We start from the raw sequence: 25,962 nt of genomic DNA, 5'->3' as shown, positions 1-25,962 counted from the left end.
TGTTATGAACATAATCCTCATGGAAAGCACGCCGCCCACCTCCGAGGACCTGCGTCCCTATCCCCTGCGCCAGTCGCTGGGCTTCCTGCTCGTGCGCACGGCGCTCAAGCTGCGCCTGCTCGGCAACGTCATTTTGCAGGAAGCCGGCGAGGACATTACCGTGGACCAGTGGGGCATCCTGAACCTGCTGTGGGAAGCCGACGGGCAGACGCCCGTGGAGCTGGCCCGGCGCGCGGACAAGGACAAGCCCAACGTCACGCGGCTGCTCAAGATTCTCGAAGACAAGGGGCTCGTCGCCCGGGAACCCGATCCCAGGGACCGGCGCAGCCACCACATCGTGCTCACCGACGCCGGACGCGCTCTCGAGCCCCGGCTCCTCGCCCTCGGCACGGAGTGCTACCAGCAGGCCTGCCGCGGCCTGTCCAAGCAAGAGGTCGAGACCCTCAAAAGCCTGCTCAACCGCGTCTACGCCAACGTTTCGTAGCATCGCACGTCCGCGTCCCGTATCAGGGGACGCGTCCCAGGGGTCGTTATGTCAAATGTGACTGAACTGATGGCGGCCGACAGCTCCATCGGGCCCTATTCCTTCGAGGAATTTCTCGAAGTCGCCGCCGCCTTCCACGGCAATCCCGCGCCGGGGCTGATCATCGGCGGCTTCATGGTCGATGCGGCCCGGGCGTTTCTGCCCGAGGGCACGCTCTTCGACGCCGTTGTGGAAACCAATAAATGCCTGCCCGATGCCGTGCAGATCCTCACTCCGCCAAGCTACGGCAACGGCTGGATGCGGGTGCGCAACCTCGGCCGTTACGCGCTTTCGCTCTACGACAAGTTCACGGGCGAAGGCTACCGCGTCTGGCTCGATCCCGAACATTTGAAGGCCTGGCCCGAGATCCACGCCTGGTATCTCAAGACCAAGCCGAAAAAGGAGCAGGACCGCGCGCGGCTTTTCGCCGAGATCAAATCCGGCGGCCGCGACCTGTGCCTCGTGGCCAAGGTGAAGGTGCGCCCGGATTTCGTGGCCAAGCCCCACATGGGGGCCATCGGCGTGTGCCCGGTGTGCGGCGAGGGCTATCCCAAGGCCGACGGCGCCATCTGCCGCGGCTGCGCCGGCGAGGCCCCGTACCTGCGCGAGGGCGATTCCCCGAAGCTGCGCGCCATGCCCGTGGGCGAGGCCGCCGGCCGCCGCGCCCTGCACGACATGACCCGCATCGAGCCCGGCACGTCCAAGGGCGTGGCCGTGACCGCCGGCGCGGACATCACCGCCGGCGACGTCTGCCGCCTGCAGACCATGGGCAAGAACCGCGTCTACGTGGAGGACCTGTCCGAACCGGGCGGCGCGTTCGTGCATGAAAACGAGGCCGCCCTGGCCTTTGCCGAGGCCATGTGCGGTCCCGGGCTCGTCACCTCCGGCCCGCCGCGCGAGGGCAAGGTGGAACTGCTCGCCGCCGCAGACGGCTTTTTCACCCTCGACAAGGCGCGGCTTACGAAATTCAACATGATCGAAGGCGTCATGTGCGCCAGCCGCCAGGACAGCCTCGTGGTCGAGGCCGGCAAGCCCGTGGCCGGCTGCCGCGCCATTCCGCTCTACCTGCCGCGCCGGGTGTTCGACGCGGCCATGCACGTGCTGGCCGAGGGCCCGCTTTTCGTGGTGCGGCCGTTGCGCCAGCCGCGCACCGGCGTGCTGGTCACGGGCACGGAAATCCATTCGGGGCTCATCGAGGACAAGTTCGAGCCGGTGGTGCGCGCCAAGGTCGAGGCGCTCGGCGGCTCGGTCGTGGCCGCGGTCACCGTCCCGGACGACCGGGCCGCCGTGGCCGAAGGCGTGCGCCGGCTCCTTGCCGCCGGCGCGGATCTCATCGTCACCACGGCGGGGCTTTCCGTGGACCCCGACGACGTCACCCGCGCGGGCCTCGACGACGCCGGTCTCACCGACGCCGTGCACGGCATGCCCGTGCTGCCCGGGGCCATGGCGCTCGTCGGGCGCATCGGCGGCGTGGACGTCATCGGCGTGCCCGCGTGCGCGCTTTTCCACCGCACCACGAGCTTCGACCTGCTGCTGCCCCGGGTGCTGGCCGGGGTCGCGATCACCCGCCGGGAACTCGCCGGCTTGGCCGAGGGCGCGATGTGCCTCTCGTGCCGCGCCTGCACGTATCCCAAGTGTCCCTTCGGCAAATAGCCGGCCCTTGACCGGCCGGTCGCACCGTCCTATGTGAGGATGGCCAAGCCGGCTGGAGGCACAATGCGGCATCCGCATCTCACGGCCCTGCTCCTCGGCGGGGCCGTTTTCCTTTTCCCGCTTCATGCGGGCGCGTATACGCTCTACGGCTACGAGGACGATTACGGCCTCGTGCATCTGAGCGAAGAGCCCCTCGACGACAAGTACGTGCTGCTTTTTGAAGGCCCCAAGGACCCGAAAATGGGCTTTGCGGCCATCAAGAAGCGCATCAGCGACCTCGGCGCGGTGTCCAAGGACCGCAAGGACGGCTGGATTCTCGAGGCCACCCGGTCCTACGTGCGCATGGGCACGGCGCCGCTTGGCCCGGGCGGCTATCCCGCCGTGATCGAATCCGGGCCGCTGCTTGATATCGTGCGCGACAAGAGCCGGGCTACGGGCCTCGAGCCGGAACTGCTCTATGCGGTCATCGAGCAGGAATCGCGCTTTTCCGCCTGCGCCGTCTCGCCCAAGGGCGCGGCCGGGCTCATGCAGCTCATGCCCGCGACCCAGGCCACCTACGGCGTGGCCAACCCCTTCGACCCCGAGCGCAACGTGGCCACCGGGGCGAAGTTTTTGCAATCGCTCCTCAGCCGCTTCGGCGACCTTTCCCTGGCGCTGGCCGCCTACAACGCCGGCCCCGAGACCGTGGCCCGCTGCGGCGGCATCCCGAACATCCCCGAGACGCGCAACTACGTCTCGCGCATCCTGACCCGCTACGCCATGCTCAAGGCAGACCATCCCGGCCTTGCGCCCAAGAAGAATGTCGTCGCGGCCAAGGCGAAAAAGAAGGGAAAGGGCAGGGCCGATTAGCCCCGCCGCCAGAGCCGGCGCTGGACCCAGACGCCGATCGTGAGCGTCAGCAGGAGCAGCGTCGGGAGGACGAGGAAGCCGAAGGCGTTGCCTTCCATGGGCGCGAAGCACAAGGGGAGCGTCAGCGGCAGGCACAGCGCGGCAGGCTTGTGGGCCAGGCGGAAACGGAGCCAGGCGTCCTTGCCGTCGTCGTGGCGAAACCGGCGGCGCAGCGCCCGCCACAGCCGGTAGCGCGCAAGGGCGATAGCCGCCAGCAGGGCCGCCAGGACCGGGAAAACCGGCATGACGACGTTGGTCTCCAGGGGGATCGTGCCGTAGGGCAGGCCGAAATCGAGCAGGTAGGCGAAAAGGAATGCCGGCGGGTAGCCGGCGACGACGGCCGTGGCCCAGAGGAGGCGGGCCGCGCGCGATGGCGGGGGAGGGGAGGGCGCGCTGTCCACTTCTGCTCCTGCGCGTGTTTCGCCTGTGGATGCCTTGTCGGCCGGGGCGTTCTTTCTCCCTGATGGCCCGCAGCCGGCCACGGCGTCAACAGTAATCCGGGGCGATTCGCCCCGGCGAAGCGGAGGCCTTATGCGCGTGAGCGTCCTGTGCGTCCTGCTGCTGCTTGCAGTCGCAGCTGTTGCGCGGGCCCAGTCCCAGGCCGAAATCAACGCGCAGGCATGCGCCGGTTCCGCCGCGGCCGATCGCGAACTCAACGCGGTCTATCAGGCCGTCTTGCGGCAAAATGCCGGGGACAAGCGTTTCACGGCCAAGTTTCGCGCGGCGCAGCGCGCCTGGGTGGCGTTTCGCGATGCCGAGATGGCCGCGCGCTATCCGGCCGAGGACGTCCAGATGGAATACGGATCGATGTACAACTACTGCTATTGCACGGAGGTCGTGGCGCTGACCAGGCAGCGCACGGAGGCGCTCAAGCGCTGGCGCGACGGCATTGCCGAGGGCGACGGCTGTTCCGGCAGCTACCCCGTGCGCTGAAGCGGCGGGCCAACCGCCTCTTCGCGAAAGCGTGTGGCGGGACATACCTGCGTCGTGCCGCATCGCATGGCGCACTGGGCTCCTCCCTTTCGGGGTGGTCCAGGAGGGGTCCTCGGCCCCTCCTGGCCGCCGGAGGCATTCTCCCCCTCTCTCTTCCCCCTCCTCCCTCTCCCTCTCTCTATTCCTCGACCTTGGCGGCGGCGCGGCGGTGGCGCAGGTATTCGATCACCCCGGGCAGCACCGAGATGATGATGATCGCCACGATGACCACGCTGAAATTGCGTTTGATAAACGGCATGTTGCCGAAAAAGTAGCCGGCGTAGACGAAGATGCCCACCCAGACGACCGCGCCGGTCACGCTGTAGGCCAGGAACTTGGCGTAGGTCATGTGGGCGATGCCGGCCACGAACGGCGAGAACGTGCGCACGATGGGCACGAACCGGGCGATGATCACGGTCTTGCCGCCGTGGCGCTCGTAGAAGGCGTGGGCGCGCATCAGGTATTCCTTCTTGAAAAAGCGCGTCTTTTCGCGCTCGAACACCGCCGGTCCCACGCGCCTGCCGATCCAGTAGTTGACATTGTCGCCGAGAAACGCCGCGGAAACGAGCAGGATGAAGATGAGGTTGGGGTCGAGCACGCCGCCGCCGCACAGTGCGCCCGTGGCGAAGAGCAGCGAATCGCCGGGCAGGAACGGCGTGACCACGAGCCCTGTCTCGCAAAAGATGATCGCGAACAGGATCAGGTAGGTCCAGACGCCGTACTGCGCGGCGAGGGCGTTTAAATATTTGTCGACGTGCAGTACGAAATCGATCAGATGCGCGTGAAAATCCATGGTGGCTCCTTTGCGCGTGTTTGGCGGACCCTGCATAGGCGGCGGGCGGGACTTTTGCAAGGGGACAGGCCCCCGGCGGGGCTTTTCAACGCCGCCGCGCCGCTGTAGGTTCGGGCATGCCGCCGCGCCCCGCACAACGCCGTCCCGATGCCCGTGACACGCACGTCCTGTCTGACGTTCCCGGTTCCGCCGCTGCCGCTGCGCCCGAGTCGCCCGCATCACCCGATGCGGCCGCGCGGGCCGGCGGGCGTTCCTTCCGCCTGGTCTGCGCGCCCGGGGACCGCGAACGCGTCGAGGACCTGCTCGCCGCCACGGGCCACACCTTCGCGCCCGAGCCCTTTTCCCCGTGGTGCCGCAAGGTCGTGGCCGAGCCCGTGCCGCTCGGGAGTTCGCTCGCCGCGCGCTTCGGCTACATCCACATCCAGGACCGCTCGTCCATGCTGCCGCCGCTGCTGCTCGACCCGCCGCCCGGGGCGCGGGTGCTCGACATGTGCGCCGCGCCCGGCGGCAAGACCGGCTTTCTCGCCCAGCTCGTGGGGAAAGAGGGCTTCGTGCTCGGCAACGAACCGTCGCCGGACCGGCTCGCGACGCTGCGCCAGACGCTTTTCCGCGAAAGCCTCGCCAATGCCGCCACCTGCGCGACCACGGACCTGGAGCCGTATTTCCCGGAAGGGTTTTTCAGCCATATCCTGCTCGATCCGCCGTGCAGCGGCTGGGGCACCCTGGACAAGAATCCCCAGGCGGCGAAGATCTGGGCCGGCGACAAGGTCGCGCCCCTGGTCGCGCTCCAGCGCAAGCTGCTCGCCACGGCGGCGCGGCTGCTCGCCCCGGGCGGGCGGCTTCTCTACTCCACCTGCACGACCAACGTGGCGGAAAACGAGGACCAGACGCGCTTCGCCCTGGACGAACTGCCCCTGGCCCCCGTGCCGCTCGATCCTCCGGCCGGATTCGTGTTCGAGGCCCCGGCCCGCGCGGACGTGTCGGGGGTTTTGCGCGTGGACAGCCAGGCGTCGGCGGCGCAGGGCTTTTACATGGCCCTTTTCGTCAAGACCGCTGGCGCGGTTTCGTCCGACGCCGGGCGCGGCTTTCCCGGCGTGCCCCTTGAAGAGAAAAATCTCGTCGCCGCCGGCTGCGATCCGGCGGGCCTGCCGCCCGGCGAGGCCCGGGTGTTCGGCGACAAGGTGTTTTTCATCCATGCCGCTGCGGCCGGGCTGCCGGAAGGGCTGCGCTACCAGGGGCATGCGCTGGGCACGTTCCGGGCCGGGGTGTTCCGGCCCCATGCCCGGGCCCGGGCGCTCCTTGCGCCGTGGCGCGAAGGAGCGGGGTTGAACGAGGACGCGCTTTCCCGTATCGAGGCACTCCTGGCCGGGCAAAGCCTGCCGGCGGCCGCGCTGCCGGCGCGGCCGGGACTTTTTTTTCGCGGCCTGCCCCTGGGGTTCGCTTCCCGCAAGGGGGCGCGGCTCCTGTGGTCGGACAGGTAATCGATCTCGCGATTCGGAGGATGCATGCACGGCAGCGACCGCAAACTGGCAAGGCTTTTTCACCCCCGCACGGGCAGGACCGTCATCGCCCCCCTGGACCACGGCGTCATGGAGGGGATGTTAAGCGGCCTGGAGGAACTGGCGAGCCTTGTCGCCATGGTCGGCGAATTTCCCATCCAGGGCATCGTGCTCAACAAGGGGGCGCTGCGGGCGCATCTGCCCGACGTGCCGCTTTTCGCCACGGCCGTGGCCCAGCTTTCCGGCGGCACGCGCCACTGCCTGCCGCCCTATGCCCGCAGCCTCATGTGCGGCGCGGCCGAGGCGCTGCGCATCGGCGCGGACATGGTGGCGGTCATGGTCAATATCGCCAACGAGCTCGAGGACAGGATGCTCGCGGACCTCGGGGCCATCGTGGACGAGGCGCATGGCCTGGGCGTTCCGGTGCTGGCGCTTATTGCCCCCAAGGGCGAGCGGGTGGTCAACGAAAACGACCCGAGCCTGATCAACCACTGCATACGCCTCGGCGCGGAACTCGGCGCCGACGTGACGGGCGTGCCCTATTCCGGGGACGCGCGCAGCTTTTCCCGGGCCGTCGCCGGTTCGTCCGCGCCGGTGGTGGTCACGGGCGGGCCGTCGCGGGCGGATTTCAAGAGCTTCGCGGCCATGGTCGCCGACGCCCTGAATGCGGGCGCGGCGGGCACGTGCATCGGCCGCAACGTCTTCCAGAATCCGAACCCGCGCGAGGCCATGCGCCGCATCGTGGAACTCGTGCACGGCCGCGAGGAACTCGAAGCGGCCGAGGCGGCGCTTGCCGCCAGCCGCGCCGCCCAGGCGGCGGCCGAAGCTGACCAGGCCGAGGGGGAGGGGGACGTCGCCGGGGACTGAGGCGCAAGGTTTTCTGAAGAAAAAGAAAAGGCCGGGATTCCCGGCCTTTTTCATGTCCGCGCTACGCCGTCGCCTTGATGACCACGAGGGTCACGTCGTCTTCCAGGTGCGCGCCGGCCTTGAATTCGCGCAGGTCCGCCACCAGGGCGTTGACGATGGCCGAGGCCGGGCCGGCCGCCTCGCGGCGGATGATCTCCTCCATGCGCTCCTTGCCGTACATGCCGTCGCTTTGCCCGCGCGCCTCGTGGATGCCGTCGGTGTAGAGCACCAGCACCTGGCCCGGGGTGAACCACGGCCGGCGCAGCTCCTCGTATTCCCAGCCGGTCATGGCCCCGAGCGGGATGCCCGGCCCCATGAGCTGGTCGAAGCGGTCCGTGGCCGGGTCGTAGAGGATGCCCGGATCGTGCCCGGCGCGGCACCAGAGCATTTCCTTGGCCGCGAGGTCCAGGCGCAGGAAAAAGAGCGTGATGAACCGGCCCGTCATCTGCGTGTCCTGGCACAACAGGTTGTTGACCTCGGTTAAAAGCGCGGCCGGCCCCGGCCGGTCCATGGCGCGGCCGCGCAAAAGCGCCCGCCCCGTGGCCATGAAAAGCGCCGCGGATACGCCGTGCCCGGTCACGTCGCCGACCACCACGTCGGCATGGGCGGCGTCATCCTGGGAAAATTCCAGGAAATCGAAATAGTCCCCGCCCGTTTCGTCGCAGTAGAGGCTCAGCGCCGATACGTCCAGGCCGGTGACGGTCGGCGGGCGTCCCGGCAGCAGGTTCTGCTGCACCTCCATGGCCAGCGCCATGTCGTTTTTGAGTTTGACCCGCTCGAGCAGCTGCGGGGCCATGTCGTTGAACGAGCGGGCGAGCTCCCCGATTTCGTCCTTGCCGCACGGCGTGACGCGGGCGGAAAAATCCCCCGTGGCGAGCTTTCGCGCCGCGGCCGCGAGTTCCATGACCGGGCGCGCGATGGTGCCCGAGGCCGGCAGCGAGATCGCGGCCACGACGACCACGGCCGCGGCCACGAACCAGCCGATATGCCCGAGCATGGTCGAAACCGCGCCGAGCACGCGATCCCCGGCCCGGCGCGCGTCCGCCACCACGACGTCGCGCGGCGCGGCCAGCACCACGGCCAGCTCCTTGGCGCGCAGGGGCGCGAACGCGAACAGCGTGTCCTGGCCGCGGTAGGTGAGCCGCCGCACGCCCGTCTTGCCGGCCGAAAGCGCGTCGATGACCGCCTGGACGGCCTCGCCGTCCGGGGACGTGATGCGCTCGAGTTCCACCGGCGCGGTCCAGTCCAGGGATTTCTGGTCATAGTCGCGGCTGGCGACCACGGTCAGTTCCGGATGTCCCTGCGCATCGCGGCGGTTGAAGGACACCACCATGGACCGCATGCGGTCGGTCCAGGTCCGCGACAGGTCGGATTCCGGGAAAAGCGCGCTCATGGGGATGTCGCAGCCGGCGACGCCGAGCACCTTGCCGTCCTTGTTGCGCAGGGCCAGGGCCATGGTGGCCAGAACCTGCCGCGTGATGGCGTCGGTCATGATGTCCCAGGTGATGCCCTGGGATGTGGCGGCGTTCTGGTACCAGGGCCGGCGTCTGGGGTCGTAGTCGGGGGGATAGCCGCCGTGGCCGGGATAGGCGCAGTGCAGGCCGGAGGCGAGGCCCACGTAGCCGAAGAGCATGAGCTTTTTGTGGCGCTTAAACAGCGTGTTGTAAAAGGGCAGCATGCCGGATAGCGCGCGCATCTGCGGCGCTGCCGCCTCGGGGGTGAGACCCGGGGCCAGGTGGAAGGCCAGGCCGTCGTACGTGGCGCGCACGTCCGTGCCGGGCAGGTCCGTGAGCAGTTCCGGAGGAAAAGACGGGTTGTCGTATTCCTTGGCCAGGATCACGGGGCCGGCGGGCAGCGCGCCGGGAGGGGCCTGCAGCAGTTGCACGCCTTCGCGCACGGTCAGCGACAGGGAGGTTTCGAGCAGGTCCAGGGTGTCGGCGCTGGCTTCGCTCAGCATGTCCGCGGTCTGCTCGAGTTCCTTGGAGGCGTTTTTTTCCAGGGCCATGGCCGCTGCCTGGGCCAGTTCCCGGCCGAGCTCGCCGGTCTGCCGCCAGGCGTAGAGCCCCAGGGCGCACAGGGGAATGATGACCATCGCCAACAGGAAAATGAGAAATTTCGAACGGATGCGCATGGATGTCGCCTCGGAGCCGGCGGAGACGCCGTGGTGGGGTTCCGTTTCCATAGTCGTTGGGCTCCTTTGGGGCAAGGGGCGGCATGCCTTGGTCGCGGACGGTTTGCCCGGGTCGGGCGTGGGGCCGATGGGAAGCCGGCGGCCCGTTCGCGCCCTGGGCAGCTTGCATTTTGACGGGCTGCGGGTAAACCCCCTGGCATGATTTCCTGCAAGGAGGGGGAATGATACCGGATTCGCCCCTTTTTCTGTACGCCTTCCTGCCGGCGGCGCTGGTGCTTTTTTACGTGGCCCCGCTGCGGCTGCGTTGCGGCGTGCTGCTGGCGGAAAGCCTGGCTTATTTTTTTCTGGCCGATGCCCCGGGGTTGCCGGCCCTGGTCGGGGCGACGTGCGGCAACTATGTGCTCGGCCGCTTTATCGGCGGCGCGCAGGGCGCGGCGCGGCGGCGCTGGCTGGCCTTGGGCGTTGCCGCCAACATCGCCTTGCTCGCGTTCTACAAGTACGCCGCGACCACCGCGCCTCTCGGCGTGTCGTTTTTCACCTTTGCGGCCATCGCCTATCTCGTCGACGTCAGTCGCGGCCAGATCGCCCCTGATGCGAACGGCTTGCGCTTCGCGACCGCCATGGTCTTTTTCCCCAAGATCACGGCCGGCCCCATCGCCCGGTTCGGGCCGCTTTTGCCGGAGCTTGCCGCGCCGCGTCCGCGCTTGGAGGATTTCCGGGAAGGCGGCTGGCGGCTGGCGGTCGGTCTGGCCAAAAAGACCCTGGTCGCCGGGGCCCTGGCGCCCGTGGCCGACGACGCCTTCGGCCGCGCCGCCGGCCTTGACATGGCCACGGCCTGGCTCGGGCTCGTCTGCTACGCCGGCCAGCTCTACTACGATTTTTCCGGTTACACGGACATGGCCGTGGGCATCGGGCGCATGTTCGGCGCGCGGCTGCCCGAGAACTTCGACCATCCCTACATTTCGAGGAGCGTGCGCGAGTTCTGGCGGCGCTGGCACATCTCGCTGTCCACCTGGTTTCGCGACTACCTCTACATTCCTCTCGGCGGCGGGCGCGTGGCGCCCTGGCGCGTGCAGGCGAACCTCCTCATCGTCTTTGCCCTGTGCGGCGTCTGGCACGGGGCCAGCCTCAATTTCCTGGTCTGGGGCCTGTGGCACGGCGTGTTTCTCTCCCTGGAGCGCACGCGCCTCGGCGTGTTGCTCGACCGCGCACCGGCCGCCGTGCGCCACGGTTATCTGCTGGCGGCCGTACTGCTTGGCTGGGTGCTCTTCCGGGCCTCGGATTTCGCCGTGTCCGCGGCCTATTTCAAGGCTCTTTTTTCCTTCCAGACCGCGGGGTTCGACTATGCCTGGATGACCGTGGCCACCCGCCAGCGCCTGGCCGCGTTGGCTGCGGCCGTGGTCTTCGCCATGCCGCTCGGGGGGCTGTGGGCGGGCTTTTGCCGCCGTTTCGGCCGGGCCGAGGCAGCCGTTTCGTGCTGGGGCCGGCTGGCCGCCCTGGCCGGCCTGTTGGCGGCCTCGGCCATGGCCGTGGCCGCCGGCGGCTATGCGCCCTTTATCTACGCGAGGTTCTAGCCATGGCAGCCTTGGCCAATGTGTTGCAACTCCTTGTCGTCATTTTTTTTCTGGCCGCGCCCTGTGGCCTCTCGCTCCTCGGGGTCCCCGGCGGCCGGCTGGCGGTGGAAAACCGTCCCCTGGCCCCGGTCCCGCCCCTGGCCGAGGCCGTGCTCGCCCCGACACGCTTCGGCCCGGATATGGCCGCCCATTTCCGCGACGCCGCGCCTTTTCGCGACCACCTCATCCGCGCCAACAACCGCCTGCGCCTGGCGCTTTTCGGCGAATCCCCGGTGCCGGGCGTCATCGTCGGCAGGGACGGCTGGCTGTATTACAACCTGGAACATGCCCTGGACGACTACCTCAACGTCATGCCGCTCTCCGAGGGCGACATGGCGGAGATGGTGCGCGTCCAGGCCGCGCGCCGCGACTGGCTGGCCGCGCGCGGCATCGCCTACCTGATCGTTTTCGCGCCGAACAAGGAGCGCGTCTATCCCGAGCACCTGCCGCCGGGCCTGCGCCCCTTGCGGCCCGAGTCGCGCCTGTCGCAGATCGTGCCCCGGCTGCGCGCCGCGGGCATCGACGTCCTCGACCTGCGCGAGGCCGTCATAGCCGGCAAGGCGGCCGGGCGGGCCTACATGCTCACGGACACCCACTGGAACGGCTACGGCGGGTTGCTTGGCGCGTCGGCCCTGGTCGCCGCCCTGGCCAGACGCTTTCCGGCCATGGAGCCCCTGGACCCGGCGACGTATGATTTGGTGGTGACCGACCGCCCAGGCGGCGATTTGGCGGAAATGCTGCTTCTGCCCGACCGCTGGCGCGAACCCGACGTGTCGGCCCGGCCCAGGGGGGCGTCCCTGACCCGGCCGGCCGCTCCGGGAGACTATGCCGACCCCGCCGACCATCCCGAACGCGAACGGGTCGCCTACGAAACCGACCGCAAGGACTGGCCGCGGGCGGTCTTTTTCCACGATTCCTTCGCCCGCGCCATGCAGGCCCATGCGGCGCAGCGCTTTTCCCGCTCGGTGTTCCTGTGGACCCACGCCTTCTCGCCCGAGATCATCGAGAAGGAACGCCCGGATGTGGTGGTGCTGGAGGTGGTCGAACGCTACCTGTTCGCGCTGTTGGTCGGCAACCGGGCCGCCCCGGCCGCGCCATGACGGGAACCGGCCCGCCCGGGCGCATGGCCGCCGGGGAGCTTTCTTTCGTGGCTTGGAGGACGGTGCGGCGCTACTCTTCCTGTTTCAGATGGCGCAGGGTGGTCGTGTAGGCCGTGAAGACGTGCTGGCGGCCGAGCATGCCGAGCACCGCGTCGGGGCGTTCGGACGCCACCACGGGGAGCTGGGAAAGGTCGGTCTCGATAAAAAGCATGAGCGCGTCGTAGAGCGACATGTCCGGGTGTACGACCACGGGCGGGCGCATGAGCTCCTTGACCAGCACGAGGTCGTGGAGGCACGCCTCGAAGACCACGCAGCGCACGTCCTGGAGCGCCAGGATGCCGGAGAGTTTGCCCTCGGCGTTTTTGACCGGAAACACCAGCTCGCTCGTGCCCGAGATGATGTGGGCAAGCGCCTTGAGGGTGACGCTTTCCTCGAGGATGGTGGACCGGCCCGGGGTGAACACGCTCGAGACCGGCACGCCTTCCAGGATGTTGTTGGTGGCGTCCGAGACGTGGGCCGGGGAGGCGAACTTGTTCTCCACCTGGTTCTCGTAGAGGTGGATGTCGTCGCACAGCACAAGCGCCACGGCCGAGCAGAGCATCAGCGGCGCAAGCAGCCCGTAGCCTTGCGTGATCTCGCTGACCATGATCAGCGGCCCGATGGGCGCGTGGGCCACGCCGGCGAAGAAGGTGGCCATGCCGACCAGCGTGTAGGCCCCGGGCTGGGTCACGACCGAGGGCGAGAGCATGTGCCCGACCTGGCCGACCGCGCCGCCAGCCGCGCCGCCGAGGAAAAGCGCCGGCGCGAACATGCCTCCGGAAAGCCCCGACCCCACCGTGAGCGAGGTGGCGAGCACCTTGCCGAAGAAAAGCCCGCCCAGAAAGCCGAGCCCGAGCTGGCCGTTGATGGACAGTTCGAGCCAGCCGTAGCCGCCGCCGAGGACCTGGGGGAAGTACATGCCGAAAAGCCCCATGGCGAGCCCCCCGACGACCATGGGCACGGTGTAGCCGAAGCGGTCCTTGAGCCGGCCGAAGATCTGGAACTTGAAGAAGAAAAACGAGCGGATGAAAATACGCGCCCCGAGCGACACCACCAGGGCCAGGGCCAGGTAGAATGGCAGCTCCATGGGGTTTTCGAAGACGTAGGTCGGCGTGTCGAGGATGGCTTCGCCGCCGAAGAAAAACGAGAACAGCGTGTGCGCGACCACGGCCGAGACGACGGCCGGAAGCAGGGCCTCGGCCTCGAAGTCCTCGGAATAGAGCACTTCCACGGCGGTGATGGCCCCGCCGAGGGGGGCGCGGAAGATCGCGCCGAGGCCCCCGGCCGCGCCGGCAAGCAGCAGGATGCGGCGCTGGCGCGTGGTCAGGTGCAGCAGCTGGGCGAAAAAGGAGCCCAGACCCGCGCCGAGCTGGGAGATGGGGCCTTCCTGGCCGGCGCTGCCGCCCGAGGCGATGGTGGCGATGGCCGTTGCGCCCTTGATCAGGGGCACGAGCGGCTTGATGATGCCGGAATTCCTGTGGAACGCCTTGATCATCGCGTCCGTGCCGTCGGTCGCGCCGTCCATGGCCTGGGGGATGAAGCGCGTGACGAGAAGGCCCGTGACGAGGCCCACGCCAGTGGTGAAGACCGGGACCAGCCAGGGGCGGTAGGGGCCGGGCACGGCATGGACCATGGATTCGCCGGAGGGGTGCGGCAGGGTGAGGCCGGCGCAGTGGACCAGGAGAAAACCGGAGAGACGTTCGAGGCCGAGGTAGAACAGGCAGGCCAGGATGCCGGAGCCGATGCCGGTGACGACGCCGAAGGCCAGCCAGCGCATGAGGCCCTGGCGACTGAAGCGGCGCAGCAATCGTTTGAGGGCGATACGGGGGCCGCGTATGAACGAGGGTATCTGACGCCGGTACGGTTGCTGCTGGTCCATGGGATGCTAGGGCCTGGCATCCGGTGCGGCCAGGATCATCCGGGCCAGGCCGATATCCTCGCGGATGCGGGCGATCAGCTCGTCGGGGCCGGAAAATTTCTTTTCGCTGCGGATGCGCTGCACGAAATGCACACGGATGTGCTCGCCATAGATTTTGCCTTTGAAGTCCAGGATGTGGGCTTCGACGGACATTTCGAATTCCCCGAAGGTGGGATTCTTGCCGATGTTGGCCACGCCCGGGCGCACGACGCCGTCCAGTTCGACCCAGACGGCGTAGACGCCGGAGAGGGGAACGAGCTCCTCGCGGAAGGCGAGGTTGGCGGTGGGGAAGCCGAGCTTGCGGCCGCGCTTGTGCCCGTGGGCCACGGTGCCGCGCACCTGGTGGAAGCGGCCGAGCAGGGGCCGGGCGTCCCAGACGTTGCCGGCGAGCACCATGTCGCGGATGCGCGTGGAGGAGACCACCGCGCCGTTGATGATGACCGGGTCCAGGCGTTCGACGCCGAAGCCGTATTTCTGCCCGAGCGCCGAGAGCAGCTCGAAATTGCCCTTGCGGCCCTTGCCGAAGGCGTAGTCGTAGCCGATGACGAGGTGCTTGAGGCAAAGGCCCTCGACGAGCACCTCGCGCACGAAGTCCTCGGGCTCGCGGGCGGCCAGTTCGCGGGTGAAAGGCAGCACCACGGCCAGTTGCAGGCCCATGGCCTCCATGCATTCGAGCTTGTGCTCGGTGCCGGTGATGGCCGGGGGCGCGGCCGCGCCGAGCAGGACCTTGCGCGGATGGGGATCGAAGGTGAGGGCGGCGCTGACAAGGGATGCGGCAGCGGCCCGGTCGCGGACGCGGGCGAGCAGTTTGGCGTGGCCCATATGCACGCCGTCGAAGTTGCCGATGGTCAGGCAGACGCCGCTTAAGGCCTCGTGGATGTCCTCGACGCGGGTGACGACAATCATGGGGTTTGGGCGCGGCGCGCGAGAAAAATCGGTTCATGCCCGCCGCGCTGTCCTTGCTACCGCAAATGCGTGACGGCTTCAACCGCGGAGGGCGGTTCCGTCGAGGGAGAAAAAATGCGGGGGAAGGCATTTTTTCGCTTGCCAAGGACGGGCCGCTTCCGTATAAGCCTTCTTCTGCACTGCCGAAGTGGTGGAATTGGTAGACACGCTAGGTTCAGGGTCTAGTCCTCGCAAGGGGGTGGGAGTTCGAGTCTCCCCTTCGGCACCAAGATTTCAGGGGTTACAGCTAACTAGCTGTAACCCTTTTTCTTTTTGGATTCAGGGTTGCGGCAAGGCTTCAAAAAGCCCAGTAATTTGGCCAAAGTAGCAAAAAGGGTCAAAGTGCTGGGGCAAACATGCCGGACGCCGGCGTGGGCCAAAGCCATGTCACCAAGCTGCCAGTCGCTCCATGGTCGAGGGGAAGCACTCTCACTCCCACAGGATCCAAGGAATTTTGCTGCAAAATCTTCGAGACACGTTGCGCCGTCCCTGAAGGGGTCCTCCCCCAGCTATCTTTACCTCAAGGGCAATCTTTTTTATTTTCGGTACGCTTTTCCCAAGCTTGATCGCGATCGCCTGGGCCATGCTGAAATTCGCATGAGTCTGGAAACAGGCTATATGCGTGAGGCAAGGTCAAGAGCCATGTCTTTGCGTTTCAAACTTCGAACGCTTCTGGAGAATGGGATGGAGGACTACCAAGAACTGCGACAGCAGCTAAAGGATTGGTTGGTTCGACTACTTGAGGATAAGGATAAAACGCCTGTTTCGCAGTCTGTAATTCGGGAACGCATGAACGGATACTTACGTCAGCTTCTCGAAAATGATGACCGTGATGTCAGACCTCGGCCGAATGTAAAGACTCCTGATTTTGAGTTAACGAGCGGGCAAGTGTCTTTGGCATATGCTAATATGCTGACAAGCATTGTAAACGATCCAGAACAGCTTATAAATCTGTCTGTGGAAGTCATTCCAAATCTTTGTTCGGAGGGTATTTTTAAAGAAAAAGAGATTTCGGAGGATAATGTGTTGCAGATAATAAAAGAGTATTTAAAAATTCAGGTGACAAATCATAAGATTCAAGAAGCTCGGTCTAAGGGCGACTATTTGCCAGAGCAGGCTGTCTTCGCAACTTCTTGTAATCCATGTCCTCCAGTTCTGGCTAAAGAAGTTGTAGATAAAGATGTTGTGAGTGAAGAAGATGATCTTGAAAGTGATGGTCAGAATGGTCAGTCTGATTCTGTTAAAAACGGATTGTTGTCTGAATTTGTTGAAAAGTATATCCAGGCGAAGCTTTCTGATGGAAAGTGGAAAGAGCACAGTGTTGCAGATCATAGGTGTAGGCTTGTTAACTTGGTTGATATATTAGGTGATAAGGTTGTTTCAAAGGTCTCTCGAGAAGATATGCGCCATTTTCGTGACGTCTTGCGTAGGTTGCCTCCAAACAGGATGAAGTTAAAAGAATACAGGGGGAAGGCAATCAGTGAGATTTTAGAAATGAAGCCTGCGACTGTGCTGAATATTAAGACGGTAAATATGGTTATTGAAGCGGCTTCAAGCCTCTTTGAGTGGGGAGTCAAGGAGAATATATTGAATTTTAATCCTGCAAAGTCTCTTTCTGTTAAAGATGAGAGGCAGGATATTGGGTTGCGTGATGCCTTTGACGAGTCTGATTTGAAAAAAATATTTTTCTGTAATAAATTTATAAAAAATGAGTTCAAGTATCCATCGTTTTATTGGACACCGTTGGTAAGTCTCTTTACCGGAATGAGGCTTGAGGAGATTTGTCAATTGAACTGTGAAGATGTTTACGAGTCTGAAATATCTGGGTTGTTTGTTATTGATGTTAACGCGCGACCATCTATAGATGGAAAAATAGACAAGACGCTTAAGAATAAGAACGCTACCAGAATAATTCCCGTTCACAAGACTCTTGTTGAGATCGGATTTGTTGAGTATTGTAATAAAATGAAGGAGGGGAATCAGGAGAGGATATTCCCTGAGCTTAATAAAACAGCAGCTTCGCCTAAATATGGAAAGCAGCCCGGCAAGTCTTTTGGCAAGCTCATTCGAAGTCTTGAAATTAAAGGAAGTAAAACATTCCATTCGTTTCGGCATACATTTAGTGATTTTTACAAGAAGAAAGCTATGCAAAATGATTTATTTCGGCAGGTATTTGGACACGAAATATCTGAACTTGCTGGACGTCAATATGGCTCAAAGTTTAGTGTCCAAATGTGTTATGATGAACTAATATCGTTACTTGATTACGGAATTGACTTTAGATGGCTTAGGTATATTGATAGATAGATGCACCTGGTGTTCAAATTGCTGAGTTGAATTTCACTCGTGTATTTCAAATGATTACAGATATATATTACTGCTATGATGGGGAGGAGTTTTTATTGAAAAGGAGCTAATAAATGTTTGAATATCAATCAAGTGAAATCTCGGAATTGGCAAAGGCTCTCATCGCAGTCCAAAAGAGCTTACAACCTGCGGTCAAGGATGCGACCAATCCTTTTGTACACAACAGATACGCCACCCTTAACAGCGTCATGGAATCCTGTCGCGACGCGCTGCTCTCAAACGACATCTGGATGACGCAGTTTCCGGTTCCAGCCGATCCTGGCTACTTGGGACTCGTCACCAAACTCACCCATGCCAAATCCGGCCAATGGCAAGCCTCGCTTGCCGTGGTCCCGCTTCCAAAAGCCGACCCGCAGGGCATGGGCAGCGCCATGACCTACGCCAGACGGTATTCGCTGAGCGCCATGTTGGGGATCGTTACGGACGCCGACGACGACGGCACAGGGGCCTGCGCGACACGGCCCACAACGCAGACCAAGACGGCACCACGGCAGGGCGCTCGTGCGTCCATGCCGTCTCGCCATGCGCAGGAGAAATCTTCACATGGCGTGCCCAGTCCCACCAGCAATGGGACAAAAGCAGCCACGCCGACAACGACAATCCCGACGTCTACCCTGCCCAAGATGGATGGCATCACCTACCAGACCGTTGCCGCCGACGATGGGCGGACCTGTGTCATCGCCATGGGAAACACGGCGGCGAAAAAGGACATGCTGGCTGAGATAGGCTTTCGGTGGAACCCGCAACGCAAGGTGTGGTGGATGTATGCCAATGCCTCCTGATCGGTCACACAAAATCCAGTCAACGTAAGCGGGCTGCCCACAGGGGTAGCCCGCTTTTTTTGGGGGATCGCTATGCACAGGAATTTCGTCATGCAAAAAGATCAAGCCTCGGTCTTGCTTGAAATTCTTTCACAAGGCCTCAAACGGTATGCTGCTCTTTCGACTCAAAAATTCCTTGGTGATCGCACGGGATACGTGGGGCTCAGCGACGTGGGCCGGGCCATGGAATGCATGCGGGCGACGGTGGCGTCCAAGCTGTTGCCGGCAGGGGGAGGGGACCACGACGTGCCGCCTGAATTCGCGCAGGCAACGCTGCGCCGGCATCTGACGCTGCAGCGCGGGCACTGCTTCGAGGACCTGGTCGACCATGCCCTAAACGCCCATGATCTTTTGCTCCTACGGCAACTTGAGATCGAAATCATCCACCAGGGGACGCCCATTCGTGCCCACCTGGACTTCGTGCTCGTGAGTCCAACGCCGGTGCCCACGGTGCGCATCCTTGAGTGCAAAAGCGCGCAGCGGTTGCCGGACGCGCTGTACACGTCTTACGAAACGCAGGTGTACGGCCAGGTCGGGCTTCTCCATGCCGCCTGGAACACCAAGGCCTTCTCACTGCGGGACGCCAACGGACACGTGGTTTCTTCCCGCCTGACCTTTCCTGAACTCTGCCAAGCCTGCCTTGGCGTCAAACTGCCCAAGCGTCCCGAACAGGTGGATCTGCAGGCCTGGGTCCTTTGCCTGTCCATGACCGATGGGAAGGCCTTTGGGCCTTACGTGGCGCACCCGGCCATGTTGGAGATGTGCCTGAAGACCGCATCCGCGCTCTGGTTGCATTGCATCTCGTGCCGGGAAGGCCGGAGCGACATCGATAGCTTGCCCACGGCCAACGGCTGTCATGGGCTCTGCAGCTACTGCGATTGGAATGCGGACTGCCCGAAGTTTCGGGGAGAAGAGCATCACGACTGGGAAGGGGATCTGCGAACGCTTTTTACCCTGAAGGCGAAAAAGCAGGCCCTTGAGGAAACGATTGAGGAAAAGGAGGAGCTGATCCGTACCGCATACGCCCTGAGCCAGGCAAATCACGCCTGGATTCAGGCAGGGGGCTACCGCTGCAAACTGGCGCAGCAAAACGGACGGCGTGGTCTCGACACGGAAAGACTGCGCCAGGAAATCACAGCCCTTACAGGGTCCGTTTCAAAGGCGGAGCAACTCCTTGCCCGATGCCAGACGCGAGGGCAGCCGACGACACGACTGCTTGTGCGGGCGATGCGCGCCACACCAGGGGCCACCCAAGACAGGGTGGCCTCTTCATTTTCAACCGCAAATTGAGGGAAAACGCCATGAACAACGACCTGCAGGAGCTCGATGCCCTGGAGCCCACGGAACTGGATGCCGGGACGGTTTTCAGCGGCACGTCGTCCGGGAAGGAGGTCCGGGGATTTGCCGCGCCGTGTCGCTACACGCCGATCCCGTCGCCGGATTACGTGTTCCACGAATCCAGCCGCGACATCATCGTCTGGTTCTTGGACCAAAGCGATCCGCTGTACGTGTTTGGCCCAACCGGCTCGGGCAAGACTTCTTTGATCAAGGAACTGGCCGCCAGGCTCCACTATCCGGTTTTCGAGGTGACGGCCCACGGCCGGTTGGAATTTGCCGATCTGGTCGGCCACCTGGCCGTGCGCGAGGGCTCCATGGAATACACCTATGGTCCCTTGACCCTGGCCATGCGCTACGGCGGCCTCTTTCTGCTCAATGAGATTGATCTGGTCAGCCCGGATGTTGCCGCCGGCTGCAACGGCATCTTGGATGGTCAGCCGCTTTGCCTGGCCGAAAACGGTGGAGAACTCGTTTCGCCGCATCCCATGTTCCGGTTCGCAGCCACGGCCAACACCAACGGCTCCTTTGACGAGACCGGTCTTTACCAGGGGACGTTGCAGCAAAACTTGGCTTTTATGGACCGCTTCTGGTTGTGCGAAGTGGGGTATCCCGAGGCCTCGGCCGAGCTTGCCCTTCTGGAGCGCCAGGCGGAGCAGCTTCCCGAGTCGGTGCGATCCCGTATGGTGGAGTATGCCCAGGAGGTGCGCAAGCTCTTCGTCGGGCAAACCTCGGGCGAAATCGCCAAGACGATCGAAGTGACCTTTTCAACCCGCACGTTGCTGCGTTGGGCCGCCCTGACGCTCCGTTTTCAGCCCCTTGCCCGCCAGGGCATCCAGCCGGTGACCTATGCCCTGGACCGCGCCCTGGCCTACCGCGCGACAAAGGAAACCCAGGCTCTGCTCCACGAACTGGCTCAGCGGCTGTTTCCGCTGACGGCATAACCTTGATCCTTTGGAGGAGAACATGGATACGCCCGTCCTTTCCGATATCCGCGTGTTGGACAACATCCTGGCCGTCAACCTCAATGTTACCCTGTGGTCGGCCCGCAAAAAACTGACTCTGGAAGACTTCGGGCATGTGGACCTGCCGCCGGAAGATCTGGCGTCCCTTGGCAGCAAGCGCATCGCGCCGCCGGAAAGTCTGCGCATCTTCGGCACGCTCAAGGCGCGGGCCTTTTCGTTTTTGGACCGGCACGGCATCCGTTTCCTCGGAGGCTGGGCCGTTCCCGAGGACAAGGCGACGGAAATCGTCCAGGAGCTGACCGTGATCCGCGACGATTTTTTCGCCCACAAGGAAGTGTTTCTGGCCGAATACGATGGCCTGGTCAGGGATTGGATCGCCAAGCATGCCGATTGGGCCAACATCTTGGCCAACGCGACCGTCGGCAGCGACTATGTGCGCGCCCGGCTGGGGTTTGCCTGGCAGTTCTACAAGGTCGCGCCGCTTATGGGTCATCCCGATACCGAAACCATGGCCGCCTCTGGTTTGTATGAGGAGGTGGAGCAACTTGGCGCAACGCTTTTCACCGAGATCGCCAAGTCTGCCGATGAGACTTGGCGCAAGGTGTATGCTGGCCGCACGGAGGTCACCCACAAGGCCCTTTCGCCGCTTCGCACCATGTACCAAAAGCTCATGGGCCTGACCTTCGTAGAGCCCCATGTGGCTCCGGTGGCGGAGATTGTCCAGATGGCGCTGTCGCGTCTGCCCCGCAAGGGGACCATCACCGGCACTGATCTGCTCATGCTCCAAGGCCTGGTCTGCCTGCTGCGCGATCCTGATGCGCTGATCGAGCACAGCCAAAAGGTCATCGAAGGCTACGGCCCGGCCACGGTGCTCGACGCGGTCCTGCGCGCGCCATTGCCGGAAGCGTCCCCGGACGACCTTGGGGAACTGTTGGACGAATCGGATGAAGAATCACTTGAACGTGTGGCCTTGCCCGATCCAGGGGCCGGGGCGCGGATACCCAGCATGGGGCTTTGGTGAGCGCCATGGGAACCATGCGCCACGTACTGCGATCCCTGCCGCTTCTGGCGGCGGTTCTTGGGGATGCCTATGGCGTTTCCGTGGTCATGGGCGGCAAGGACGCCCATACGGACGGCAAGGTCATTTGCCTGCCCAGTTTGCCGGCGGAAGGAGAGGAGACGCTGTTGCCCCTGGTCCGGGGCCTGATCGATCATGAGGCAGCCCATATCCGGGAAACGGATTTTGATGCGCTGGCCGCCTGGCCGTCCACGCCGTTTTCCAGGCACATCTGGAATTCGCTGGAAGACTGGCGGGTGGAGAACAAACTGGGAGATCTCTTTCCAGGCTGTCGCCACAATTTCAGGTGGCTCATCGCGTATTACTTCGCAGACGAAGAGGACAGGGCCGGGGACAACACCCCGGCCCTGTCCGTTTTAAACGCCATATTGCTCACCGTGCGCTCCTGGGACGCGCCGGAGGTATCGGCCAATCGGGACAAGGCGGTTGCCACCATTGAGGCCTGTTTGCCGGGGCTGTGGCCGCTCGTCCAGGAAATCCTGGACCGTGTGAGAGCAGCATGCCGGAGCACCCAGGACGCCATAACCTTTGCCGAGGAAATTGTCGCTGTGCTCCGGAAGGAGGCACAAGCTGTCGCGTCTGGAAATGCCATGCCCAAAGGGAGCGACAATGGCTTGAAATCCGTAGCGCAGGAGGAGGAAGCGGAGGCGGGTGCGGACAAGGAGGAGTCGGAAGATCCCGTCGAGGACATGGTGGATGAGGCTTTAGCACCGGAGCAAAATGTGCCTGTTGCCGCTGCGTCCCAAGAAGAGGAGGAGGTCCAGGGCCAGGCCGGGGTGGTGCAAAAAAGCTTGCTGGAAGCGCTGGACGCGCCTCTGGAGGGCGACTGGCCGTTGCACCTGGGCGAGCAGTTGGCGCAGACGCTTTGCGCCAATGCGGTGGATGCGCCCGACTTGGCGCTGGCCGTGGCCCGGCGTGGCGACAAGCCCGGGCAGCCCTTTGGCGCTTCCGAACTGGAGGCGTGTCTGCAGGCGTCCGTGGCCATGCGGACCCGCTTGTATCGGCTGCTGCAGGCGCATCGGTTGGTGCGTTGCCAAAGCGGGCGTCGTGGCCGGTTGGATACGAAGCGGCTGCATCGGGTGCTGACCGGAGATGGCCGTGTGTTCGCCGCTTGGGGCCAAAAGGTGGCGGTCCATACGGCGGTGCACGTGCTCCTCGACAGCAGTGGTTCCATGTCCGGGGAGCCGCTACGATTGGCGGCCATGGCCTGCTATGCCGTCGCCTTGGCCCTGGAGCGGATCAAAGGGATCAATGTGGCGGTCTCGACCTTTCCGGCAGGCAGTGCGCATGACGGCGTCACCGTGGCCCCGCTTATCGAACACGGGCAGCGTGTGCACGCCCATCTCGACATCCTGGCAGAAGGCTACACGCCCTTGGCCCAGGTCTTGTGGTGGGTGCTCCAGCAGATGGTGTTGCTCAAGGAGGATCGCAAGATGATCGTCATCGTGACGGATGGCGAGCCGGATTCGGTGCCGGCCGCTCAAAGGGTACTGGGGACCGCTCATACCTTGGGATTTGAGGTCTACGGGATCGGCATCCAATCCGCAGCCATCCAGGCCTTGCTGCCGCGATCCAGTGTGGGCGTAAAGTCGCTGTCAGAGTTGCCGGAAGCGATGTTCACATTGCTGCACAAGGCCTTGGCCCAAAGGCCAGCAGGAGGACGGCCATGAACACAGGGAATAAAGGTCAGGAGCAGTGTGAGCCAGCGTGGTGTGGTGAGGTGAAAGTGCCCAACTGGTTTTTGGTGTTGGGACGGGAGTCGTGTGGACAACAACATGAGGAAGGAGGTATGCGATGAATGGATTTCCGTGGGTGCCGGTGATTGTGGCGGTACTTGAGTTTATTCGTGAAAAGATGGAGGAGTAAAAAATGGAGTGTGGAATATTTGCTAGCAGAAAATATTTTTGTTGCATGGCATTGCCGATGGAGGGTAGTAGGGAAGATATTAGCTTTATGTCAGGTCTCTTTTTGGCAGGAAATACGTGAGGTCTCCGGAATCTTTTGTTGATAAAGAGCTGGCACTCGAAGTGTTGTCGGGTGCCAGCAGACAAATTTGATGAAACAAAAAGGAATCGCGCATAATGAGTAAGCAGGATTTGAAAAACAACGAAGAGTGGATTAAGTGCGTTGGCGAAAGAAACTTAATCGATTTATACGATGTCGATCGGTTTATAAAAGACGATATATTTATCTCTGTTGTTGAGTATTACTACAGTACAAATATTAAAAATAGCCATGTTCCGAGGTGGATATCAAATTTAAACACTGCAATGTATGCTGAACCTGCCATGCTTTTCGACAGAGATAACAATTTTGTCGTTAGATATGATGGAATGGCAATGAACTCAGTCGTTGAGGCATATTCTATTTTAAATAATCTAACAAAAATAAACGCGGCGAGTTCTCTAGGTCAAGAAATAAAGATAAACTCTGAAAGTTTGTTTGGGTTATTTAATGTGCAAAGACACCAAGACCAACCAGAAATAAGTAATAAATTTAATTACCCTGTTGGCGAATATCTTCCAGGTCAAATTGAGACGAGGGATGGCCATTTTAAACTAGACAGAGTTGTATATATAAAAAACATATCAGGAAATATCAGTGGCGGCATTGTTGTTTACAAATCAGATAAGAGATACGTCGCGTTGCCAGCCCATGTTAAAAAGTATGATCAGAGCAATGGGCATCCGTGCTATGAAATGCATCTTGGAAGAGCTAGTAAGTTATTACGCTTGGTTAATGAAGATCTGATTGAAAAGAATCGAGAGGCAGTGGTTGTTTTTTTTGAAAATCCTGTGGTTGCTGATTTTTTTCAAAAAAAGATACATGATTCCGCCCTGGTTTACGATAAAGATGTTGTCGTGACAACATTCTTCGGTGGATTTCCTGAGATGGACAATGTTTACTTTGATCGCCTATATGGGCGTGATGTTGTCCTCGTTCCATCGATTTCTCGAAATTCATATCTAAATATGTTAGAGTACGCTAAAAAAATTGAAGCCATTGGGGCTAGGTCAGTTTTGATTTGTCCGGAACCGTATGTGCTGTATGACGGGGGAGATTGCAATATCACTTTTAACGGCAAGTGGGAGCAATACGTTGCCCAAAACGCCATTAGTTTTTTGCCAAAAGAGGCGTCACTTCTTGTTAATAGAATCAAAAAATTATCTCTTTCGATGAAACAATTTGAAGCATGGTGTGTCAAGCATGATTTGGTCGACAATCCAGAGAGCAATGTCGATGACACTTTTTTGATGAACGCCTCTGAGATGGTTGATCTGCTCTCTGCGTCTAATTATAAACAATATCGGTTTTTTGACAGCTTAATAGCATTTGATAATTTCACATTGATATACGGGCCTTCAAATGCAGGAAAGGGAATGCTGCTTCTTACTTTTCTTCATTCGATTGCGTACAAAATTAATAGCTTTGGATTTAAGGTTGAACATCCTCGAAAGGTGCTGTTGGTCGATGGAGAGAGTGGCGTCAAAAAGCTCAGACAACGCTTTTCTCAGTTGGCAGAGGCCTATCCTTACGAAGATTTGTACAAAGACAACCTCCTGTTTATTTCTTTGCGCGACACAAAGAAATTATCTGGTAATTTCTTTTCTAACGACAATCAAATCCTCTTGATTAAATTAATTAAAGACAACGGGATTTCAGTCGTTGCACTCGATAACTTATTTTCAATTCTCCGGGAACAAACTATGGCAGAAAAAGCTGTGAGCGAAATTATTAATTTTGCGGAGAAGATGGCTGAAATAGGTGTTGCAAGTATATTTGCACATCACACAAACAAAGAAGGCGGGATGCACGGCAGTCAAAAACTTCACAATTTAATGCAAAATGTGATTAAAATTGCAGGCAAAGAATCTGCCGAGAAGGGTTATTTTAAAGGCGTAGATGAGAAGTTTCTAAAAAAGCCAGGGGCTCTGATAAATGTTACCTATGAAAAATGCAAAGAATACATCGAGCTTGAAAACAACCAAAGCGTATTTTTCCTAAACAAACCTATGATTGATTCAAAAGCCTCCAAGTGGGTTAATTTAAGCAGTGAGGATGATGGGGACAATGAACAGGACGTTGAAGAATTCGTGACCGCCACTAATACATGTGCAGACACTATTGAAGACTATGTCGAATCAGACGCTGCGGAAGATAATGTTGAAAGTGAAAATCAATCAAGCTCATGCAATAATCCAGAATTAACTGACCAGGAAAATCAAATTTTTGAATTTATAAAAGAAAATGTTAAAACAAAAAAGAAAGAAATAGTTAAGTATACAAAGATTAAAGAACATCGTGTCAAGGAAATTCTTTTCAGTTTATTAGGCAAAGGACTTATTCGCAAAGAAGGATCTACTTCTGATACATTTTATATTGTAAGCTCTTGACCATGCTTGTAGTAGGCGTTGA

20 protein-coding genes and 1 tRNA gene are annotated in these 25,962 nt (G+C 61.3%); 16 read left to right on the top strand and 5 right to left on the bottom strand.

Features of this window, described 5'->3' with window-relative positions:
- The first annotated feature begins 4 nt into the window (after positions 1-4).
- The 3 genes from Q368_RS0113560 (at position 5) to Q368_RS0113550 (ending at position 3,025) form a co-directional block, all read left to right on the top strand.
- Positions 5-484, top strand: a complete 480-nt coding sequence (locus Q368_RS0113560; RefSeq protein WP_245611346.1) for a MarR family winged helix-turn-helix transcriptional regulator — start codon at positions 5-7, stop codon at positions 482-484.
- Positions 485-532: 48 nt separating this feature from the next.
- A complete protein-coding gene (locus tag Q368_RS0113555) occupies positions 533-2,176 on the top strand; it encodes an FmdE family protein (protein WP_029459595.1) in 1,644 nt (547 codons plus the stop codon).
- Positions 2,177-2,239: 63 nt separating this feature from the next.
- A complete protein-coding gene (locus tag Q368_RS0113550; RefSeq protein ID WP_029459594.1) occupies positions 2,240-3,025 on the top strand; it encodes a lytic transglycosylase domain-containing protein in 786 nt (261 codons plus the stop codon).
- Here Q368_RS0113550 and Q368_RS0113545 read toward each other — a convergent pair.
- Positions 3,022-3,465 (bottom strand): hypothetical protein, encoded by a 444-nt coding sequence (locus tag Q368_RS0113545; RefSeq protein WP_029459593.1) that lies wholly within the window; start codon positions 3,463-3,465, stop codon positions 3,022-3,024. The two genes, Q368_RS0113550 and Q368_RS0113545, sit on opposite strands and share 4 nt — an antisense overlap.
- Positions 3,466-3,595: 130 nt before the next feature.
- On the opposite strand from Q368_RS0113545, the gene Q368_RS0113540 reads away from it, so the two are divergent.
- The gene (locus Q368_RS0113540; protein ID WP_029459592.1) at positions 3,596-3,997 is read left to right on the top strand and encodes a lysozyme inhibitor LprI family protein; all 402 of its coding nucleotides are present in this window, start codon (positions 3,596-3,598) and stop codon (positions 3,995-3,997) included.
- A gap of 178 nt (positions 3,998-4,175) precedes the next feature.
- Here the strand turns inward: Q368_RS0113540 and Q368_RS0113535 are convergent, their stop codons facing one another.
- Complete coding sequence (locus Q368_RS0113535) at positions 4,176-4,829, bottom strand: DedA family protein (protein ID WP_029459591.1); 654 nt, start codon at positions 4,827-4,829, stop codon at positions 4,176-4,178.
- Positions 4,830-4,945: 116 nt separating this feature from the next.
- Between Q368_RS0113535 and Q368_RS0113530 the strand changes: the two genes are divergently transcribed.
- Complete coding sequence (locus tag Q368_RS0113530; RefSeq protein WP_084158797.1) at positions 4,946-6,310, top strand: RsmB/NOP family class I SAM-dependent RNA methyltransferase; 1,365 nt, start codon at positions 4,946-4,948, stop codon at positions 6,308-6,310.
- A 24-nt stretch (positions 6,311-6,334) separates the two neighbouring features.
- Positions 6,335-7,195, top strand: a complete 861-nt coding sequence (locus Q368_RS0113525) for a class I fructose-bisphosphate aldolase (protein ID WP_029459589.1) — start codon at positions 6,335-6,337, stop codon at positions 7,193-7,195.
- 61 nt (positions 7,196-7,256) lie between these two features.
- On the opposite strand, the gene Q368_RS0113520 is transcribed toward Q368_RS0113525, so the two are convergent.
- A complete protein-coding gene (locus Q368_RS0113520) occupies positions 7,257-9,416 on the bottom strand; it encodes a SpoIIE family protein phosphatase (protein WP_245611345.1) in 2,160 nt (719 codons plus the stop codon).
- 170 nt (positions 9,417-9,586) lie between these two features.
- Between Q368_RS0113520 and Q368_RS0113515 the strand changes: the two genes are divergently transcribed.
- Positions 9,587-10,939 (top strand): MBOAT family O-acyltransferase, encoded by a 1,353-nt coding sequence (locus tag Q368_RS0113515; RefSeq protein ID WP_029459587.1) that lies wholly within the window; start codon positions 9,587-9,589, stop codon positions 10,937-10,939.
- A gap of 2 nt (positions 10,940-10,941) precedes the next feature.
- Complete coding sequence (locus tag Q368_RS0113510) at positions 10,942-12,078, top strand: alginate O-acetyltransferase AlgX-related protein (RefSeq protein WP_043785960.1); 1,137 nt, start codon at positions 10,942-10,944, stop codon at positions 12,076-12,078.
- Between the two features lie 70 nt (positions 12,079-12,148).
- Here the strand turns inward: Q368_RS0113510 and Q368_RS0113505 are convergent, their stop codons facing one another.
- Both Q368_RS0113505 and Q368_RS0113500 read right to left on the bottom strand, forming a co-directional pair.
- Complete coding sequence (locus Q368_RS0113505) at positions 12,149-13,996, bottom strand: chloride channel protein (protein ID WP_029459585.1); 1,848 nt, start codon at positions 13,994-13,996, stop codon at positions 12,149-12,151.
- Between the two features lie 6 nt (positions 13,997-14,002).
- Positions 14,003-14,941, bottom strand: a complete 939-nt coding sequence (locus tag Q368_RS0113500; RefSeq protein ID WP_029459584.1) for a bifunctional riboflavin kinase/FAD synthetase — start codon at positions 14,939-14,941, stop codon at positions 14,003-14,005.
- Between the two features lie 181 nt (positions 14,942-15,122).
- Between Q368_RS0113500 and Q368_RS0113495 the strand changes: the two genes are divergently transcribed.
- The 8 genes from Q368_RS0113495 to Q368_RS24710 all read left to right on the top strand — a co-directional run bounded on the left by Q368_RS0113495 (position 15,123) and on the right by Q368_RS24710 (position 25,940).
- Positions 15,123-15,209 (top strand) — tRNA-Leu (locus Q368_RS0113495).
- 86 nt (positions 15,210-15,295) lie between these two features.
- Entirely contained in the window at positions 15,296-17,287 is a 1,992-nt protein-coding gene (locus Q368_RS24715) for a tyrosine-type recombinase/integrase (RefSeq protein ID WP_156955733.1), read from the top strand.
- A gap of 113 nt (positions 17,288-17,400) precedes the next feature.
- Entirely contained in the window at positions 17,401-18,129 is a 729-nt protein-coding gene (locus Q368_RS0113485) for an ERF family protein (protein ID WP_029459582.1), read from the top strand.
- Positions 18,130-18,219: 90 nt separating this feature from the next.
- Positions 18,220-19,458, top strand: a complete 1,239-nt coding sequence (locus Q368_RS0113480) for a hypothetical protein (protein WP_052360169.1) — start codon at positions 18,220-18,222, stop codon at positions 19,456-19,458.
- Between the two features lie 11 nt (positions 19,459-19,469).
- Complete coding sequence (locus Q368_RS0113475) at positions 19,470-20,447, top strand: AAA family ATPase (RefSeq protein ID WP_029459580.1); 978 nt, start codon at positions 19,470-19,472, stop codon at positions 20,445-20,447.
- 22 nt (positions 20,448-20,469) lie between these two features.
- Positions 20,470-21,489 (top strand): DUF3150 domain-containing protein, encoded by a 1,020-nt coding sequence (locus Q368_RS0113470; RefSeq protein WP_029459579.1) that lies wholly within the window; start codon positions 20,470-20,472, stop codon positions 21,487-21,489.
- 5 nt (positions 21,490-21,494) lie between these two features.
- A complete protein-coding gene (locus Q368_RS0113465) occupies positions 21,495-23,216 on the top strand; it encodes a cobaltochelatase CobT-related protein (RefSeq protein WP_029459578.1) in 1,722 nt (573 codons plus the stop codon).
- Between the two features lie 411 nt (positions 23,217-23,627).
- Entirely contained in the window at positions 23,628-25,940 is a 2,313-nt protein-coding gene (locus tag Q368_RS24710; protein WP_084158795.1) for an AAA family ATPase, read from the top strand.
- The last annotated feature ends 22 nt before the right edge of the window (positions 25,941-25,962 follow it).

This window comes from Solidesulfovibrio alcoholivorans DSM 5433 (assembly GCF_000702665.1).
GTDB classification, from domain to species: Bacteria; Desulfobacterota; Desulfovibrionia; order Desulfovibrionales; family Desulfovibrionaceae; genus Solidesulfovibrio; species Solidesulfovibrio alcoholivorans.
This window is presented reverse-complemented; position numbering and strand designations above follow the sequence as displayed.

Excerpts from the sequence above, each read along its gene's own strand:
- Q368_RS0113560 (WP_245611346.1), top strand. The coding sequence starts at position 5 with ATGAACATAATCCTCATGGAAAGCACGCCGCCCACCTCCGAGGACCTG.
- Q368_RS0113555 (WP_029459595.1), top strand. The coding sequence starts at position 533 with ATGTCAAATGTGACTGAACTGATGGCGGCCGACAGCTCCATCGGGCCC.
- Q368_RS0113550 (WP_029459594.1), top strand. The coding sequence starts at position 2,240 with ATGCGGCATCCGCATCTCACGGCCCTGCTCCTCGGCGGGGCCGTTTTC.
- Q368_RS0113540 (WP_029459592.1), top strand. The coding sequence starts at position 3,596 with ATGCGCGTGAGCGTCCTGTGCGTCCTGCTGCTGCTTGCAGTCGCAGCT.
- Q368_RS0113535 (WP_029459591.1), bottom strand. The coding sequence starts at position 4,829 with ATGGATTTTCACGCGCATCTGATCGATTTCGTACTGCACGTCGACAAA.
- Q368_RS0113530 (WP_084158797.1), top strand. The coding sequence starts at position 4,946 with ATGCCGCCGCGCCCCGCACAACGCCGTCCCGATGCCCGTGACACGCAC.
- Q368_RS0113525 (WP_029459589.1), top strand. The coding sequence starts at position 6,335 with ATGCACGGCAGCGACCGCAAACTGGCAAGGCTTTTTCACCCCCGCACG.
- Q368_RS0113520 (WP_245611345.1), bottom strand. The coding sequence starts at position 9,416 with ATGGAAACGGAACCCCACCACGGCGTCTCCGCCGGCTCCGAGGCGACA.
- Q368_RS0113515 (WP_029459587.1), top strand. The coding sequence starts at position 9,587 with ATGATACCGGATTCGCCCCTTTTTCTGTACGCCTTCCTGCCGGCGGCG.
- Q368_RS0113510 (WP_043785960.1), top strand. The coding sequence starts at position 10,942 with ATGGCAGCCTTGGCCAATGTGTTGCAACTCCTTGTCGTCATTTTTTTT.
- Q368_RS0113505 (WP_029459585.1), bottom strand. The coding sequence starts at position 13,996 with ATGGACCAGCAGCAACCGTACCGGCGTCAGATACCCTCGTTCATACGC.
- Q368_RS0113500 (WP_029459584.1), bottom strand. The coding sequence starts at position 14,941 with ATGATTGTCGTCACCCGCGTCGAGGACATCCACGAGGCCTTAAGCGGC.
- Q368_RS0113485 (WP_029459582.1), top strand. The coding sequence starts at position 17,401 with ATGTTTGAATATCAATCAAGTGAAATCTCGGAATTGGCAAAGGCTCTC.
- Q368_RS0113480 (WP_052360169.1), top strand. The coding sequence starts at position 18,220 with ATGCAAAAAGATCAAGCCTCGGTCTTGCTTGAAATTCTTTCACAAGGC.
- Q368_RS0113475 (WP_029459580.1), top strand. The coding sequence starts at position 19,470 with ATGAACAACGACCTGCAGGAGCTCGATGCCCTGGAGCCCACGGAACTG.
- Q368_RS0113470 (WP_029459579.1), top strand. The coding sequence starts at position 20,470 with ATGGATACGCCCGTCCTTTCCGATATCCGCGTGTTGGACAACATCCTG.
- Q368_RS0113465 (WP_029459578.1), top strand. The coding sequence starts at position 21,495 with ATGGGAACCATGCGCCACGTACTGCGATCCCTGCCGCTTCTGGCGGCG.
- Q368_RS24710 (WP_084158795.1), top strand. The coding sequence starts at position 23,628 with ATGAGTAAGCAGGATTTGAAAAACAACGAAGAGTGGATTAAGTGCGTT.